This is a genomic window from Enterobacter sp. Taxon_2 (assembly GCF_058355295.1).
Window position 1 is genome coordinate 2,337,273 of the sequence record NZ_CM178024.1, and the last position, 16,931, is coordinate 2,354,203.

Genomic DNA, 16,931 nt, shown 5'->3' on the forward strand with positions numbered 1-16,931 from the left:
ATTGCGTTAACCCGGAGATTATGAAGACACATCCACAGTACGAACCCTGGCTGCAGGGCATGCTTATCATCGCGAAACATTATCGGCTGGATTTCTCAGCGGAGCATGTTCGGGTCACGATTAACCATGAAAGCCAGTCTCCGCGCCAGCTGGTGCTGGAGGAGATGGCGCGCCAGCTTGGGCTGGGGATGCGTATGGTGGCGGCTGAAGCGGTATCCCTCGATCCGTGGCGTCTGCCGCTGCTGGCGGAATTCACCGGCGGACAAATCGCGGTCATTAACCGCATGGACAGCGAAGGCAACGTCAGCCTGCAGTTTAGCGGCGACGCGGGGCTGGAGACGACGCTGACGCCTGACGAGCTCGGGGCGCGGCTAAAGGGGCTGATGGTGTTGCGCCCGCTCGAATCCACGCCTGATGCCCGCGTGGATGACTACATCAAACCGTATGAGAAAAACTGGTTCTGGCAGCTGGCGCTGAAGGACTGGCGACGCTACAGCGACATTATGCTGGTGGCGCTGGTGGCCAACGTGCTGGCGCTTTCCGGCATGGTCTTCTCCATGCAGGTCTACGACAGGGTGGTGCCGTCGCAGTCGGAAGCCACGCTGTGGGTGCTGTTTGGCGGCGTGATGATTGCCATCGTGTTCGAATTCATCATGCGCATGCTGCGCGTGCATATTTCTGACGTGGTGGGCAAACGCGCCGACCTGCGTATCTCTGAACGCGTGTTTGCCCACGCGCTGCGGATTAAAAACGGCGCGCGATCCAAATCAACCGGATCGTTTATCGCGCAGATCCGCGAGCTGGAGTCGGTGCGGGAGCTCATCACCTCCACCACCATTGCGGCTATCTCCGATCTGCCGTTCTTCCTGCTGTTCGTCTTTATTCTGTGGATGATTGGCGGCCCGCTGGTGCTGGTGGTTCTGCTCGCGGTTCCGCTGCTGCTTATTCCGGGCCTGCTGGTGCAGCGCCCGCTGGGGAAACTCTCCAGCGAAGGGATGCGTGAATCCGCCATCCGTAACGCCACGCTGGTGGAAGCGGTGCAGGGCATTGAAGACATCAAGCTGATGCGCGCCGAGCAGCGTTTCCAGAACCAGTGGAATAACACCAACGACGTCGCCGCCAGCGTCGGCATGAAGCAGCGCTGGCTGACGGGCCTGCTGCTCACGTGGACGCAGGAGGTGCAGTCCATCGTCTATGCGGTGGTACTGCTGGTGGGCTGTTACCTGGTCATCAGCGGTGACATGACCACCGGTGCGCTGGTGGGTACCTCGATTCTGGCGTCACGGACCATTGCGCCGCTGTCGCAGATCTCAGGCGTGCTCTCGCGCTGGCAGTCGGCAAAAGTGGCCCGCAAGGGGCTGGACGATCTGATGCAGCGGCCGATTGACGATCCGCAGCACGGCAAGAAGGTGCACAAGGCCCACCTGCGCGGCGACTACGCGCTTGAGGACGTCGGGTTTTATTACGACGAGGAAGAGAAACTTACCGTACTTAACATCAGCAAGCTGCAGATCCGCGCCGGAGAGCGCGTGGCGGTGCTCGGACGTAATGGCTCCGGTAAAAGCACGCTGTTACAGCTTCTGGCGGGCATGCAGGAGCCGCAGCAGGGCAGCATTCTGCTGGATGATATTGCCCTCAATCACCTCGACCCGGCCGACGTGCGTCGCGACATGCAGCTGCTGAGCCAGCAGGCCCGTCTGTTCTTTGGCTCCGTGCGGGACAACATCCTGATGGGGAACCCGCTGGCGACCGATGACGAAATTCATCAGGCGCTGGTTAACAGCGGCGCGCTGGAGTTTGTGCGCAAACAGAAAATGGGGCTGAACTATATCATCAACGAGGGCGGGGCTGGCCTCTCCGGCGGACAGCGTCAGGCGCTGCTGCTGGCGCGTGCCCTGATCACCTCGCCGAATATCCTGCTGCTGGACGAGCCAACGGCCTGGCTGGACGAAATGAGCGAGAAGCAGTTTATTCAGCATCTTCACACATGGCTGGGTAAACGCCGGACGCTGGTGGTGGCGACGCATCGCCTGCCGATCCTGGACCTGGTCGACCGCATCATCGTGCTGGAAAACGGCAAGGTGGTGATGGACGGCCCGCGCGACGCCATCCTGCACCAGCACGGAATGGCGCCGCAAAAGACAGCGCAGCGCACCGTGACCATGAAGCCGGCGGCGGTTGCCGAGGAGGGCGCGGCATGAATGATTTCTCCCGTTTCAATAGCCGACTGAAGGAGCCTCGCCTGCCGCGCTCGTCGCTGGTGGCATGGTCGCTGTTCGCCCTGCTGGCGGCGTTTATCGCCTGGGCGAGCCTGTTCCATCTTGATGAGGTGACGACCGGCAGCGGCAAGGTGATACCGTCTTCGCATGAGCAGGTCATCCAGTCCCTGGAAGGCGGCATTATCCACAGCCTGATGGTGCGCGAAGGCGACATTGTGGAACGCGGCCAGCAGCTTGCGCAGCTAGACCGGACGAAAACCGAGTCGAGCGTGCTGGAGAGTGAGTCTCGTCTGAATGCGGCGATGGCCACGGCTGCGCGCCTGAAGGCCGAGGTGAACGACACGGAACTGGCGTTTCCGGGTGAGCTGGATGACGACGTTGAGCTGGTCAAACAGGAAACGGCACTCTACCAGTCCCGGCGCGAGAGTCTCGAAAAAGGGCTGGCCGGGTTGCGTCAGGGTGCCGAGCTGGTGCAGCGCGAGCTGTCATTAACCCGGCCGCTGGTGACCCAGGGGGCGGCCAGCAAGGTTGAGGTGCTGCGTCTTGAGCGTCAAAAAAATGAGCTTGAGAACAAAATCACCGAGATGAAAAACCAGTATTACGTTCGCGCCCGTGAAGAGCTGGCGAAAGCCAACGCGGAGATTGAAGCCCAGCGTTCGGTGATGAAAGGGCGTGAGGACTCCCTGACCCGGCTGACCTTCAATGCGCCGGTTCGTGGGATCGTGAAGGACATTGACGTCACGACCGTGGGAGGCGTTATCCCGCCGAACGGCAAGCTGATGAGCCTGGTCCCGCTTGACGATCAGATGGTGGTCGAAGCGAAAATATCGCCGCGCGATGTGGCGTTTATCCATCCCGGTCAGAAGGCGCTGGTGAAAGTGACGGCCTATGACTACTCCATTTACGGTGGGCTGGAAGGGGAAGTGACCATGATTTCCCCGGACACCCTGCAGGATGAGGTGAAAAGGGATGTCTACTATTATCGCGTCTATATTCGTACCGACAGTAACCATCTGACCAATAAGCAAGGGCAGGAATTTCCGGTCTTTCCGGGCATGATTGCTACCGTTGATATTAAAACCGGCAGCAAAACCATTCTGGATTATCTGTTGAAACCGCTGAATAAGGCAAAAGAGGCGCTGCGGGAACGATAGGTGAAGGGCGTTCGGGAGACCGAACGCCTGGAGAATTATACGGTTGACGTCGCGTTGTTAGCGTGGCGTCGCTCTTTGGGTACTACGTTGATGTAATGCGTAACATAGGCAAAATATAACCCGGCATAATTTTCGACGAGTTCGATAAACGCCGGGTATATCGATAGCCGACCATCACCCCGATCTTTCAGGTAGCCTGCCTCCTGAGCCGATTTGATAATCCGGTTAACGTGGATACGCGAAACGAAAAATTCTTTTGCGAGCGTGCTGGCTGAATAGTCGATGACGGCACCATGGGCAGATTTATTTTTCATAGCCTGCAGGTAAAGATAAAGCATAATCATACGTCCGCCATCTTTATCGATAAATAATCCCACTTCAGGCAACACCTTCCTGAACGTTAATCCCCGAAAAAGATATTCTGCCGCGCGGCGGAAGAAGTTATTTCTCAAAATATCATTATCCAGCAGGTTCACGTTAATATTGAATGTTGGGTAAAGAATGCTGACGGGCAAAAATGCGCCGGACATATAACGCTTAAGTTCATTCAGGCCTTTTTCAGTTGGCGCGATTCTCGTTTTGCGTCGGTCTTCCGTGCAGCGCCAGGTCCTGATGCGCCCGGTGGTTCTCAGTATCGTAATGATCGCAATAACGCTGTTGGGGCTGGCTATCTTATAGCGAGAACATAAATCTTTAATCTCTGAAACTGACTCCGCCTGATTTCCAAAAATAAAACAACACATAGAGAGGATAATGTTAAATCGTGATTCCTGCAGCATTGTCTTGTAGAAAAGAGGTTGTTTTTTATAGATGGTGTCATTAATTGTGTAGTGCTCTAATATTGCCTCACCGAATCGCGGATTGTTCTTTATAACATCCCTTCGATGTAGCAAGGCCCTGGATGAGATGTGATTATCCATAGCATTTTTCTCGTATTTTAATGAGCCGATAGATGAAGTGTTCAGTCTTCTTTTTCGGAATTCTCATTATACCCTGAGAATGAGATATTTGCCGTTGTTATTTGCAAAGAAAAGTATATTTGCGAACTGGTGATTAACGCAAAGATGTTCCAGTGAATCAGGCTGATAACTGTATCTTACCCTGAGGCTCCAGGATAAAATTACTGTTCTCAACGTGTGCAATAAATTTAATTTATTCACAAATGGAAACGGCGCTTTTGGTGCCCAGGAGCAGGTTATGATCCACAAAGTTTCTCTCAGAAATGGGGCGTGCGATGAACAAAAATTTGTCGTTTCAGCCTGCGCGTTCACATTCCAGGGATATCGCGAGATCCTTAGCAGGTACGGAGTACAGGCCACGCATATTCACTTTGAGGGGGATGAGGTCTCCCAACAGGAATTGCAAAATATCCTTATAAATCAGAATGCTCATATTGTGGCTTTTCTCGGCAAAGGTATTGTCGATCTTCTGGAGAGCCTGAAGCGACTGGCATTCGTGCTCAATGCACTCCCCGTTATTCGACGCGTCACCCTGTATGGTGACATACCGGATGGCTGGTTGTATCGCACCCTTAGCAGTCTTTTAAATAACCGCTATCAATTGTCATTAATTCGTATAGCCCATGTTTCAGATGTAATAACCTGTTTTCACACCCACCATAACGGGTTTAAAGACCGCTCACGTTTATTACGCGAACGCAGTACGGATATTTCTCCACATGAAAATATTAAATGGCTTACAAAAAGAGAGATTGATGTATTGTTAAATTTCTACCGCGGCATGTCCGTAAAAGAAATGTGCGATAGAATGGGGCTCTCTAATAAAACGGTTTACACCCACCGCAAGGAAGGTGTGCTGAAATTAAGGTTAATTAAGCAATGGCTACACGATCCGCACAATTTAAAAGTGGAGGGAAGTATTAAGCGGCGAAGTCAAAAAACGGAATTTACGGATAAGGAAGCAGAAATCTTCAATGCGTTGCATAACAAAGAGATATTTCCTGCCTATCAGATTATTACCGATCGTGATAAAAAAGGTGTAGGGTTTGAGATACTCATTCGCTGGAATAAGAATGGTAAGATTGTCAAACCAACCAGTTTTCTTACGGATATTTCCAGTTATGAAATATGGCTAAAAATAACGGCGCTAGTCATCCATGCCGCCGTATCAGGAATTAATAAGTATAACGGGAAATACTATTTTTCAGTGAATATCCCGCCTCGTCTGGCTTCCGGCAATGCCTTGCCAGATATGGCGAGAAAAGCCATCGGCATGCTGCTCAAACCGCAGTGGGCCGAAAAGCTGGTCTTTGAATTTGCAGAAGATATTGACGTGACGAAGGACAAAAGGATCCCTGAAACCATGCGGCATTTACGCAATACGGGGTGTCGATTGTTTCTGGATGACTGTTTCTCTAACCACCAAACCATGTTCCCGGTGCGCCAGGTGCATTTTGACGGACTCAAACTGGATCGGGACATCGTCGAGCATTTTGTGGCAAACGACAATGACTATAACTTGATTAAAGCGATACAGATTTATAGCGACATGACCGGGGCAGACTGCATTGCAGAGGGGGTTGATAGTGAAGAGAAATTCGAGAAATTAGTCGCGCTGGGCGTCAAAAACTTTCAGGGGTATTATTTATCGCGTGCTGTAAAAGAGGAAGAGTTAGACCGCATGGTCAGGTTGTTCAGTTAAGAAAAAATAAAGCCCCGAAGGGCCTTTTATTATTTCCGACCCAGCAACAGGCCGAGAACAATACCGACCGCACCCGCTGCCACGAGCCCGGTGAGGGGGTTATTTCTGACCGCTTCAGTAACATCGGAAACAGCATCGCTGGCCTGCGCGGCATATTTTTTTGCCGCACCTTTTACCTGATGCTTTGGTGAATCAACGAACTCACCAAACTGCTGCTGCGCCGAACCTGCAAGTTCATCAAGTTTATTTTTTGCTTTGTCTTCAGCAAACTGGGTGTTTTTATCAGTACCGATATCAGACATTTTTGCCTCCTTTTGTTGATAATTAAAGGATAGCCGTTCTTTGCGGATGTGAGAGACGAAAGGTTAATTTCAGCACCTGACAGGGTGGTTTTCGGATATATCTCTGTGCGGGGTGCTCGCACAGAGAGCGAGGGGTTGGCGCGTCATTCCGGGCTGTCCGGCTCCCAGGAGAGGATATCGCCCGGTTGACACTGCAGTGCCTCGCATATTTTCGCCAGCGTATCAAAACGTATCCCTTTCACCTTGCCGGACTTGAGCAGCGACAGGTTTTGCTCAGTGATCCCCACAAAGGCTGCCAGTGCTCTGGACGTCATTTTCTTCTCTACCAGCATTTTGTCCAGGTGAACCACGACAGCCATAATTAGATGAACTCCTTATTTTCTTCTTCCGCTTTGATCCCTTCGACCAGGGAGTGAAAGGTTACCAGCAGCAAACCGCCTGTTAATAACAGAACAAAATCCCCAAGCAAAAGGGTGACCTGGTAGTAATGTCCCGGCCACGCGATCGTCAGCGGGATCAAAAAGCGACAGACCGGCAGTGCGATCCCAAGGCTTAACATCGCGATGGCAATCTTGCGAACGCAGTTTGCCAGAGCCCGGGAGAGGATCTGTTTTTGACGAACCTGCCGGGTGACGCTCATTCCCTGCCAGACAGCAAAGGCAAACAGCCCCGCCGGAAGATAAAGGATCGCCAGCAGGAGTATCTGGCGCAGCGACGAAACCGTTGCAACAGCCAGATCGTCTTTCTGAACCTCGGCGAGCTTTAGCAGAGTGGAAATAAAAAACGACTCGTCGGTGAAATAAATCCACAAAGGGGCGATTAATACCAGGATGAGAAATAGCGGCAGCACCCCTGCGATGAACACCAGACTGAGTTTACCCCTCGCACCATTCACATCGAACCTTCCTGAGTGTTTCATATTATTTTAAGACCAGCACGCACAAGCATGACATAAGCATTAGCGCGATGGCAATCTTACCGCCGTTCAGCCAGTTAGCGGCGCGTTTCATCCAGGGTTTTGGCCACACATGATAGACGCAAAAGGCGAGATAAGACGCCTGAATCACCCAGGTGAGCATTCTGAACAGGTAGCCTGAACTGCTCAGATGGGTGATGGTCTGCATCATTTCCATGCAATAAAGAATGAGCCCAACGGTCAGCATTGTGTTCATCAGCCGAAGTTTATACTGCGCGGCCCACGTTCCGCGCCCAAACAGCAGGGCCGAAACAATGGTCAGTATCGCCCAGAGAATGTCAATCCAGTTCATGATGCGCCTCTGCTGTATGAGATGACTGGGTTAATAGCAGTCGCATGGCCGGGACAACCACCGGCCACGCGGTGTCGGAGAGGATCACCACGGCGCTTTTACGCTGTCGGTCGAAGGCGATAGCTGAAGCGAACCCCGACGATTCACCATCATGCCAGGTGATATCGCGCCCCTGAATGCGTGTGGTGAACCAGCCATAGCCCACGCGTGAATCGGGATCGTCAGTTGCAAACTGCGGCGTCATTGCGTCGCGCCATGCGAGCTGTCCTGCCAGCAGCGACTGAGCGTAATGGGCCATGTCGACAATGGTTGAACGCACGCCTCCGGCGGGGGTAAATGCGTGCATTATCCACGGCGCTTCGCTCAGGCCGGAAGCGGACCGACCCCGGCTGAACGTGGAAGAGGTGGGCGTTGTATCACTGGCGACGACAGAACCTGTCATGTGCGCCTGAGCGAATACGCGCGTTTGCAGGAGGTCAGCAAAAGATTGATGCGATGCACGCGCCAGCGCCAGTCCCAGCAGCGCATAGCCGGTGTTGGAATAGTCAAATCCGGCCGGGCGTTCGACGCTGGCTTTATTCACCATGTCTATTAATGTCTCCTCATCGAAGTCCCAGAAATTGTCTCGCAGGATGATGGACTTAATAACCTGAACTTTCTCGGGTAACGACGTCGCCAGCGGCGGCAGGCCGGAGCGATGTGAAGCCAGCTGCGCCAGGGTAATATCGCTCGCCGGGCCTGCGATCTCCGGAATAAGTTCACCGACGCGGGTTTGCGGAGTCGCCTCGCCGCGTCGCTGCGCCTCAACCAGCAGGCAGCTGGTCATGGTTTTGGTCAGGCTGGCGATTTCATACTGTTTTGTAAAATCGCTGTCCCACAGGGCGTACTGCACGCCTTTCGGCGTGATAAGTGCGACGGCAACGCTGCCGCGCGCACCGCCGAGGAGTGGCGTCAGGAACGAAACGATGGTTGCATCACCCGTCTGGCGCGGGGACGGCGTGCTGACGCCCGGCTGCAGGTAGATGCCTGCGGCAATCAGCGACACAAAAACCACCCCTGCGGCTAACACTCGCCTGCGGTTGTATACATACTGTTTATTCATGGTCTGCGCCTCAGAACTCGTACTGGATCATTGATGACAGGGTGTACTGCATGCGGCTGTTAACCAGCGGGCTTTTACCCGCTTCATCAAGCAGGCAGGCTGCGCGACCGGTCACCCCAGCCGCCAGATTTTCACTGATGTGCCAGACCAGTTCGCTATCGACTCCAGCTTCCTGTAAACCCGAAGATGGGGAATACGCCTCAAACCCGGTGCGCTGAGACTGGTTCGCGGTGACGCCATAGTGGCGCTGCTGATAGCCGCTGTTCGCCCAGGTGATGTCACCTGCGACCGAAAATTCGACGTCCTGCCCGCGCCAGAGGGTGGACTTTACGCCGCTGTTCACGGTCCTCGCCAGCTGCTGCGTCTCGCCACCGTACCGGTGTTTTTGCGTTGCACTTAACGCGCGCAGCCATATCGTCCAGTCCTCGCGTTGATAACGCATTTCCGCGCCCGCCATCAGCATGTCGGCCATATCACCCATTCCCTGGAGATCACGGTTTTTTCGAGCGGAGAAGGGATAGTTAACCGTCTCTTTTCGCCCCTCATCAGAGGCCAGCAGCAGGCTCACGGCAAACGGGGCGTCGGGGTGAAATGTCCATGCCAGCCCCTCCGTGGAGAGATCCCATTGCCCCCAGTCTTTACTCTTCAGACTCAGGCCGCCCTTCAGTAGCGGTTCGGGTGCGTAATGCCGCGATCCCGAATAAACGGGACTGACCGCGACGCCCAGACCCGCGTAACCGGACAGCTCCGCACCGTGTAAGGGGGCGCAAAGCGCGATCCCCGCGAGCAAAACGCCATACAGCAGACTTCTTTTCATTCGATGCCTCTCCAGGCAAAAAGTAAGTTGAAGTGCGTGCAGGCTAGCCTGGAGTTTATCGTTTAACAATAAACATTTATTGTTTTACACTAAAATTGGTAGGGCGATAAAGCTCTCACTACAAAAAGAGATGCGGCCGTGGAGGAAAGTACGATATCGTAACTCTATGATTGAATGAGGAGTTCGCAGGAACGCCGTCGCAACAGGACGATAAATGATTGATGACATCCGTTATCTGATAGTGTTTGCAAAGATTGCTGAAGCTGGAACCATTTCAGGTGGGGCAGAAGCGTTAGGGCTTACAACCGCAACGGCAAGCACGCATTTATCAAAGCTGGAAAAAAATCTTGGCTGCGCGCTGCTTTACAGAAACACCCGCAAACTTTCTCTGACTCACGATGGCGCAAATTTGCTGGAAACGGCTAAATCGATGCTGGCGCTGTATGAGCAGGGGGTCATTGAATTCAAGCAGCGTTCGATATCAACGGCGAATAAGCTTACTGTTTCACTTCCTGCCGTTTTTTTAAAGAGTGCGTTTACCCGGCATCTGGCCGATTTTATAAAGCGACATCCGGGCATTTTACTGAATATCTCTTACAGTGATACGCGCAGAGATATTATTGCTGACGGTATTGATGTTGCATTTAGAATCGGCGAACTTCCGGACAGTTCACTGAAAGCACGCCATCTTTTTGTGCTGCCGCGCCAGGTCGTTGCTTCCCGGGAATTGCTCAGCCATTACCCGACGATTACGCATCCTGATGACCTGGCGCAACTGCCATGGATTGGACTCAATATGCGGCAGAATAGCCGGGAATTTCGCCATAAAAATGGGGAAGTGGCTGTCGTAACGTATACGCCTGAAGTGTATGTAGATAATGTCGAAGCCGCTTATGCGCTTGCCAGGCAACAAATTGGTCTCGCAGCACCTCCCCGTTATTTAAGCGAAGAGGACGTTAAGCGTGGAGACATGCAGGAAATACTCCCTGACTGGTCATTAGAACCGCTGAAAGTCTATGCCGTATGGCCTTCTAATATGTCGACCAGCAGTATTGCCTACAAATTGATTAATGATATTTATAACGCGATTGAGTCCCATATGTTATAACGAGTTTAAAATGCTAAAGCGAGCATGTAACACGCCGTAATAAGCAACAGTCCGCCCATCAACACGTTAAACGTACGGATCTGCTGTGTGCTCCTGAGCAGCACCGACACCTTTGCTCCCATTAATGCCCATGCGGATAGCGACAGGTAACAGACTAAAAAATAGACCGTTACAAAGACGAATGCTGTCGCAGGGTTTGAGGGTTCGGAAAACATCGCTGCCCCTGAGGCGCACGCGGTCCATGCCTTAGGGTTGATCCATTGCATAACAAAACCCTGAACAAAACCGGGTGCATCCGTTTTTGTTAATGACATATCGGGCCGGGAAGACGCTATTTTATAGCCCAAATACATAATAAATAAAGAGCCGACAATATTAAGATGCCGAAAAAACACAGGATATTTTTCGATTGCAGCGTAAAAACCGAAACAAATAAAGATAAGTAATAACGTAAACCCTATTGTTGCACCGGAGACAAATGAGAAGGTCTTTCTAAAACCGTGAGCGGCCCCAGACGATATAATTACCATATTAACGGGGCCAGGAGAAAATGAAAGCGTCAGTGAAAATATAAACATTGTGAAAATGAACAGCATTTTATCTCCGCGTGTTGGCTTATCTGCATTAGAGGTGCTGCGACGATTAAGTCGCGACTTTATTCGTCATGTTTCTGAATACTACCTGGGAACATACGTCAGAGTAAGTGGCATTTATCTAAAGGTGTGTTTGATTTTTTGCACAGATCGCGCAGCCGCGGGGTAGCGCCTGCCGCAAGCAATCGGCAGGCGCGGGTGGCCCATAAGTAACAGATCCTAATATAATTTATGTAATGCGTGCGGTTCCTGTGTCAGGCATATAACAGCGCTTGTGATAAAACGGAAATAAGGTGGTAAACAAGGGATCGTCAATTTAACGGCAGGTAGATATCCGTTTGCAGCGCATGTTCAGGCACCTCGTGAATAAAGTTGAGGTAGTGGAAAAATACCGGGGCATCGCGCAGCGTTTCGCCGCTGGCCGGCAGCCAGTCGCGAAACATCGCCCACACCGTGGCGGAAATGGTATCCAGAGAACCCGTGTGACGCCCCACGGCGTAACGTCCGCCGTCGATTTCACCATTGGAAACCCCAAATTCATTTTCTGGTATCGCTTCAGCGATACTGCCGCAGATATCGAAGCGAAAGGCGTCTGCTGGCGTAGTTGCCGGGTCATCCCAGGCAATGCCAAACGTGCTGCTTTCGTGCACTGGCGATAAGCCCGTGGTTTTACGCCAGGCGATAAATGTCGCCGCGCTGTCATTAACCCGATCCGGGCTGCCACGGTGCTGCAGCATTGCCACTCGGGTCTGTGGGAAATCGACAATCTTAACTTCCATCGTTTTTTGCTCCTGAAAGGTCATTTTCGGTACGCGCTGGTGCCAGTTCAGCCAGTCCGGCTTTTGCCGAAACTGACGCGGGCTTTTTCCAAACGCATTTCTGAAGGCGCGACTGAACGATTCAGGGCTCTGGAACCCGGCATTGAGCGCAATATCAATCACCTTATCCTGAGGGTTAAACGCCAGTCGCCAGGACGCATGACGCAGGCGTAGCCACTGGATATAGCGATACAGAGGCTGACCGCTAAATGCCAGAAACTGCCGGTGAAAATGATAAGGCGAACAGCAGGCTAACGCGCTGAGCTTCTCCAGCGTGAGCGGTTCATCGAGATGGCGGGCGATATAGTCGCACACCATCGTGAAGCGCTCGCGGTAAGCCGTTTTGATTGCATCGTTCATTGCATCCTCCTGATGACCCACTTTGCCTCAGCGAACGGCCAGAATCCTGACCGATCTTGCTAATTATGGAGAAGTTATACTGGCCGCATATCGTTGTGCCGCAGCAATCGCCCTGTCGTCAAAAATATACTGTTCGAAATGATGGCTTGCATCGGTGACGCGATAAATTTTCCATTTACCGTCTTCTATGCGCAGATACACTTTTAGCTGCAGTTTCCGCTCATTACCCACACCCAACTGAACGTTAACAACTTTCCCGGACGCAGAGTTAATCGCATTGCTTACGCTTAGGTCAGGGATCCACTCAGCCGCATAGTCCTGCGAATAGGTAAAATAGTCGGAACCGATAATTTCTTGTTCATAGAGAGAGGAAATTTTCTGCAGTCGGGAGAGTGTGTCTTGCGCAATATAGTCACGCATTTTTGGTGAATCGAGATTATCTTCTTTGCTGTCTGTAACGAAAGCAGTGAGGTAAAACTTGTAAAAGTCATGAGTACGTTTTTCCGGCGCATCCATTTGTGTTGAACATCCCGTCAGTAACAGGCACATCAAGAGAACGTAACGCATCAGCTTTTCCTGTAAATTTTGTAAGCAGGGCGTGCGGAGCGATATCCCGGGCCACCCCACATATCTCTTTGTCTGAAGTCAGAGTACCAGGTAGTGCCGTCATAAATTGCCATGTGACCCGCAGGATTACCGCCATCATAGGGCTGAATAACAACCACATCGCCTTCCTGTAACGTTTCACCTTGCCCTAAAACTCGAAAACCTGCTCGTTCAAGGTTACTGCCATAGTCCTTTGCGTTAGGTGCATTGCCAATATCCACGCCACCTGCACGTATTGCCTTACGGGTAAATTCTCCACAGCGTCTTTGCGATGAAGTTCCCGCATTCTGGCGTGCGTGCAGGGCTGCTGCGTGTTTGTTCCATGCCATGTGTTAACTCCTGTTGTATATGAAATCGTCACTAAACAACGGAAGCTACAATCCGGTTAGGCAAATAATGTCATTAAAAAGTTATATATTTCAGTGTCTTATATCTTTTTGTTGTTTTATTTGCCTGGTTGATGATATGCAGTAGATACGCTGCTGTTGCAACGAAAACAGAAGGTTTACATCGACAGGAAAGTTAAATACCATACCCCCCTATAGTATCAGGAGGGCGTATGCCGCATTCACCCGAAGATAAAAAACGTATTCTTACCCGCGTCCGTCGCATTCGGGGCCAGGTTGATGCCCTTGAACGCGCGCTGGAGTCGGGTGACCCCTGTCTGGCCATCCTGCAGCAAATTGCCGCCGTGCGCGGGGCTGCCAATGGCCTGATGGGCGAAATGGTTGAAATTCACCTCAAAGACGAGCTGGTAACGGGGGAAACTACGCCGGATCAGCGAGCCGTACGCATGGCGGAAGTCGGCCATTTGCTGCGCTCTTATCTAAAATAAACCCACACACCTGACAAAAAGGGAAGACATGATGAAATCTCGCGCTGCAGTTGCATTTGGTCCCGGCCAGCCGCTGAAAATCGTTGAAATCGACGTGGCACCGCCGAAGAAAGGCGAAGTGCTGATCAAAATCACCCATACCGGCGTGTGCCATACCGATGCGTTTACGCTGTCGGGGGACGATCCTGAAGGTGTCTTCCCGGCGGTACTCGGCCATGAAGGCGGCGGGATTGTGGTGGAAGTGGGTGAGGGCGTGACCAGCCTGAAACCGGGGGACCATGTGATCCCGCTGTACACGGCGGAATGCGGCGAGTGTAAGTTCTGTAAATCCGGTAAAACCAACCTCTGCCAGGCGGTGCGCGCCACCCAGGGGAAAGGGCTGATGCCGGACGGCACTACCCGTTTCTCTTATAACGGCGAGCCTGTTTATCACTACATGGGCACCAGCACCTTCAGCGAATACACCGTTTGCGCGGAGATCTCGCTGGCGAAGGTAAACCCGCAGGCGCCGCTGGATAAAGTCTGCCTGCTGGGCTGCGGCGTGACCACCGGTATTGGCGCGGTGCATAACACGGCAAAGGTCAAAGAGGGCGATACCGTGGCGGTGTTCGGTCTCGGCGGCATTGGTCTGGCGGTGATTCAGGGCGCGGTGCAGGCGAAGGCCGGTCGTATCATCGCGGTCGACACCAACCCGGAGAAATTCAGGCTGGCGGGTGAAATGGGCGCGACCGATTTCGTGAACCCGAAAGATCACGAAAAACCGATTCAGGACGTCATCGTAGAGCTGACCGACGGCGGCGTTGACTTCAGCTTCGAGTGTATCGGCAACGTCAACGTGATGCGTTCCGCGCTGGAGTGCTGCCACAAAGGCTGGGGCGAGAGCATCATCATTGGCGTGGCCGGTGCGGGTCAGGAGATTAAAACCCGTCCATTCCAGCTGGTCACCGGGCGCGTGTGGCGCGGTTCGGCGTTTGGCGGCGTGAAGGGCCGTACCCAGCTTCCGGGTATGGTTGAAGATGCCATGGCCGGCAAGATCCAGCTCGACCCGTTCATCACCCACCGTTTACCGCTGGAGCAGATCAACGAGGCGTTCGATCTGATGCACGAAGGAAAATCCATTCGTACCGTTATTCATTTCGGCGACAAGTAACTCTTCTGCCAGCGGTTTTTCACCGCTGGCGTTTCTTTAATAATCTTCTCTAAAGTGTGACCAGTGCGGCGTTTTTAGCCGTAATCTAAATCCCCACCGTGCCGATGACTATTTAACACGCGTGTTTTTACGCATCTTACCTATAAGAGAGTCGACGGTCATGGACAACACTACTTCGATGCTGGCACAGCGTAAGCTGAGCTTCTTGCATCACATCAGGCTGGTTCCGCTGTTTTCCTCCATTCTCGGTGGCATTATTCTTCTGTTTGCCTTGAGCTCGGGTCTGGCGGGTTATTTCCTGCTGCAGGCCGATCGCGATCAGCAGGATGTCACTTCCGAAATTCAGGTGCGTATGGGGCTGTCGAACAGCTCAAACCATCTGCGAACCGCGCGTATCAACCTGATCCACGCCGGTGCGGCAAGCCGTATCGCGGAGATGGATGCGATGAAGCAGAACATCAGCGAGGCTGAAAAGCGTATTAAGCAGTCCCAGGAGAGCTTTACCGCCTATATGAATCGTGCCGTGCGTACCGCTGAGGGCGCAGCGCTGGATGAGGATCTCAAGGCGCGGTACGACGCCTATATCGCGGGCATGCAGCCGATGGTGAAATTTGCCAAAAACGGCATGTTCGAAGCGATCATCAACCACGAAAACGAAACGGCGCGCCCGCTGGATGACGCTTACAACGCCGTTCTGCTGAAGGCGATTAAGATCCGTACCGACCGTGCGAATGCGCTGACGGCGCAGGCGCACAGCCGCACGCAGCTGGGCCTGATGTTTATGGTAGGCGCGTTTGCGCTGGCGCTGGTGCTGACGGCGATGACCTTTGTCGTGCTGCGCCGCACGGTAATCAATCCGCTGCAGCGTGCAGCGAAACGTATCGAGAATATCGCTAAGGGCGACCTGACGATGCCGGACGACGTGGCGGGGCGCAGCGAAATCGGCCGCCTGACGCGCGATCTGCAAACCATGCAGCACTCGCTTGAAAACACCGTGGGCACCGTACGTCAGGGGGCGGAGGAGATCTACCGCGGCACCAGCGAGATTTCAGCCGGTAACACCGATCTCTCTTCGCGCACTGAGCAGCAGGCTGCGGCCATTGAGCAGACCGCCGCGAGCATGGAACAGCTGACCGCGACGGTGAAACAGAACGCCGATAACGCCCATCATGCCAGCAAGCTGGCGGAAGATGCCTCCGGTAAAGCCAGCCGCGGCGGCCAGATGGTCTCCGGCGTGGTGAAAACCATGGGCAATATCTCCAGCAGCTCGAAGAAGATCTCTGAGATTACCGCAGTGATTAACAGCATTGCGTTCCAGACCAATATCCTGGCGCTTAACGCGGCGGTAGAAGCGGCACGTGCGGGTGAACAGGGGCGCGGATTTGCCGTGGTGGCAAGTGAAGTGCGCACTCTGGCAAGCCGCAGTGCGAATGCCGCAAAAGAGATCGAAAGCCTGATTAACGAATCGGTATCGCTGATCGACCAGGGCTCCGGCGAGGTTGTTGCCGCCGGTAACACCATGAATGAAATCGTCGAAGCGGTGAAACGCGTCACCGACATCATGCTGGAGATCGCCGCGGCGTCCGATGAGCAGAGTCGCGGTATCGTCCAGGTGAGCCAGGCGATTTCTGAGATGGATAAAGTGACCCAGCAGAACGCCTCGCTGGTGGAAGAAGCCTCCGCGGCGGCGGCGTCTCTGGAAGAACAGGGCGCGCGTCTGACCGAGGCGGTTGGCGCGTTTCGGTTGAACGGTGCAAAGTCGGGCCGCGCGGTGATCTCTGCGCCAGTGGCGAAGAATGCACCGTTGCGCCCGGCGGCGACGGTTTCCGGGGATAACTGGGAGACGTTCTGAGTGGCGTGTTGTGTCGGGTGGCGGCTTCGCCTTACCCGACCTACAAAAACTGACCTACAAAAAAGGGACCTTTCGGTCCCTTTTTC

At 53.3% G+C, this 16,931-nt stretch carries 18 protein-coding genes; 7 read left to right on the forward strand and 11 right to left on the reverse strand.

Features of this window, described 5'->3' with window-relative positions:
- Positions 1-20 precede the first annotated feature (20 nt).
- Together AC4IC4_RS11030 and AC4IC4_RS11035 are read left to right on the forward strand one after the other, a co-directional pair.
- A complete protein-coding gene (locus tag AC4IC4_RS11030; RefSeq protein WP_491472759.1) occupies positions 21-2,201 on the forward strand; it encodes a type I secretion system permease/ATPase in 2,181 nt (726 codons plus the stop codon).
- The gene (locus tag AC4IC4_RS11035) at positions 2,198-3,373 is read left to right on the forward strand and encodes an HlyD family type I secretion periplasmic adaptor subunit (RefSeq protein WP_491472760.1); all 1,176 of its coding nucleotides are present in this window, start codon (positions 2,198-2,200) and stop codon (positions 3,371-3,373) included. The genes AC4IC4_RS11030 and AC4IC4_RS11035 overlap by 4 nt, the downstream gene beginning before the upstream one ends.
- Positions 3,374-3,408: 35 nt before the next feature.
- Here AC4IC4_RS11035 and AC4IC4_RS11040 read toward each other — a convergent pair whose 3' ends face one another.
- Positions 3,409-4,293 (reverse strand): helix-turn-helix domain-containing protein, encoded by an 885-nt coding sequence (locus AC4IC4_RS11040; RefSeq protein WP_061715199.1) that lies wholly within the window; start codon positions 4,291-4,293, stop codon positions 3,409-3,411.
- Positions 4,294-4,570: 277 nt separating this feature from the next.
- Between AC4IC4_RS11040 and AC4IC4_RS11045 the strand changes: the two genes are divergently transcribed.
- The gene (locus AC4IC4_RS11045; protein ID WP_491472761.1) at positions 4,571-6,034 is read left to right on the forward strand and encodes an EAL domain-containing protein; all 1,464 of its coding nucleotides are present in this window, start codon (positions 4,571-4,573) and stop codon (positions 6,032-6,034) included.
- 29 nt (positions 6,035-6,063) lie between these two features.
- On the opposite strand, the gene AC4IC4_RS11050 is transcribed toward AC4IC4_RS11045, so the two are convergent.
- The 6 genes from AC4IC4_RS11050 to AC4IC4_RS11075 all read right to left on the reverse strand — a co-directional run bounded on the left by AC4IC4_RS11050 (position 6,064) and on the right by AC4IC4_RS11075 (position 9,523).
- Entirely contained in the window at positions 6,064-6,336 is a 273-nt protein-coding gene (locus tag AC4IC4_RS11050; protein WP_024908392.1) for an ElaB/YgaM/YqjD family protein, read from the reverse strand.
- Between the two features lie 143 nt (positions 6,337-6,479).
- The gene (locus AC4IC4_RS11055) at positions 6,480-6,695 is read right to left on the reverse strand and encodes a helix-turn-helix domain-containing protein (RefSeq protein ID WP_024908393.1); all 216 of its coding nucleotides are present in this window, start codon (positions 6,693-6,695) and stop codon (positions 6,480-6,482) included.
- Positions 6,696-6,697: 2 nt separating this feature from the next.
- Positions 6,698-7,255 carry a DUF2975 domain-containing protein gene (locus AC4IC4_RS11060; RefSeq protein WP_491472762.1) on the reverse strand — a complete coding sequence of 186 codons (558 nt, stop codon included), beginning with the start codon at positions 7,253-7,255 and terminating at the stop codon, positions 6,698-6,700.
- A 1-nt stretch (position 7,256) separates the two neighbouring features.
- Positions 7,257-7,604 (reverse strand): hypothetical protein, encoded by a 348-nt coding sequence (locus AC4IC4_RS11065; RefSeq protein ID WP_491472763.1) that lies wholly within the window; start codon positions 7,602-7,604, stop codon positions 7,257-7,259.
- The gene (locus tag AC4IC4_RS11070; protein WP_491472764.1) at positions 7,591-8,706 is read right to left on the reverse strand and encodes a serine hydrolase domain-containing protein; all 1,116 of its coding nucleotides are present in this window, start codon (positions 8,704-8,706) and stop codon (positions 7,591-7,593) included. The genes AC4IC4_RS11065 and AC4IC4_RS11070 overlap by 14 nt, the downstream gene beginning before the upstream one ends.
- Positions 8,707-8,716: 10 nt before the next feature.
- Entirely contained in the window at positions 8,717-9,523 is an 807-nt protein-coding gene (locus AC4IC4_RS11075) for a MipA/OmpV family protein (protein ID WP_491472765.1), read from the reverse strand.
- A 214-nt stretch (positions 9,524-9,737) separates the two neighbouring features.
- On the opposite strand from AC4IC4_RS11075, the gene AC4IC4_RS11080 reads away from it, so the two are divergent.
- Entirely contained in the window at positions 9,738-10,631 is an 894-nt protein-coding gene (locus AC4IC4_RS11080; protein ID WP_491472766.1) for a LysR family transcriptional regulator, read from the forward strand.
- Between the two features lie 5 nt (positions 10,632-10,636).
- Here AC4IC4_RS11080 and AC4IC4_RS11085 read toward each other — a convergent pair whose 3' ends face one another.
- The 4 genes from AC4IC4_RS11085 to AC4IC4_RS11100 all read right to left on the reverse strand — a co-directional run bounded on the left by AC4IC4_RS11085 (position 10,637) and on the right by AC4IC4_RS11100 (position 13,337).
- On the reverse strand, positions 10,637-11,227 hold the full coding sequence (locus AC4IC4_RS11085; RefSeq protein ID WP_491472767.1) for a LysE family translocator: 591 nt from the start codon (positions 11,225-11,227) through the stop codon (positions 10,637-10,639).
- Between the two features lie 308 nt (positions 11,228-11,535).
- Positions 11,536-12,402 carry an AraC family transcriptional regulator gene (locus AC4IC4_RS11090; protein ID WP_491472768.1) on the reverse strand — a complete coding sequence of 289 codons (867 nt, stop codon included), beginning with the start codon at positions 12,400-12,402 and terminating at the stop codon, positions 11,536-11,538.
- Between the two features lie 63 nt (positions 12,403-12,465).
- Positions 12,466-12,969, reverse strand: coding sequence for a YqhG/Tai3 family protein (locus AC4IC4_RS11095; RefSeq protein ID WP_024908401.1), 504 nt, complete (start codon positions 12,967-12,969; stop codon positions 12,466-12,468).
- Positions 12,969-13,337, reverse strand: a complete 369-nt coding sequence (locus AC4IC4_RS11100) for an NlpC/P60 family protein (RefSeq protein ID WP_071994490.1) — start codon at positions 13,335-13,337, stop codon at positions 12,969-12,971. The genes AC4IC4_RS11095 and AC4IC4_RS11100 overlap by 1 nt, the downstream gene beginning before the upstream one ends.
- A gap of 230 nt (positions 13,338-13,567) precedes the next feature.
- Between AC4IC4_RS11100 and AC4IC4_RS11105 the strand changes: the two genes are divergently transcribed.
- From AC4IC4_RS11105 to AC4IC4_RS11115, 3 genes are all read left to right on the forward strand, one after another.
- Positions 13,568-13,843: a metal/formaldehyde-sensitive transcriptional repressor gene (locus AC4IC4_RS11105; protein WP_003857256.1), complete on the forward strand. Its 276-nt coding sequence runs from the start codon at positions 13,568-13,570 to the stop codon at positions 13,841-13,843.
- A 31-nt stretch (positions 13,844-13,874) separates the two neighbouring features.
- Positions 13,875-14,993, forward strand: coding sequence for an S-(hydroxymethyl)glutathione dehydrogenase/class III alcohol dehydrogenase (locus AC4IC4_RS11110; protein ID WP_024908403.1), 1,119 nt, complete (start codon positions 13,875-13,877; stop codon positions 14,991-14,993).
- A gap of 160 nt (positions 14,994-15,153) precedes the next feature.
- Positions 15,154-16,845 (forward strand): methyl-accepting chemotaxis protein, encoded by a 1,692-nt coding sequence (locus AC4IC4_RS11115; RefSeq protein ID WP_463726682.1) that lies wholly within the window; start codon positions 15,154-15,156, stop codon positions 16,843-16,845.
- Positions 16,846-16,931 lie beyond the last annotated feature (86 nt).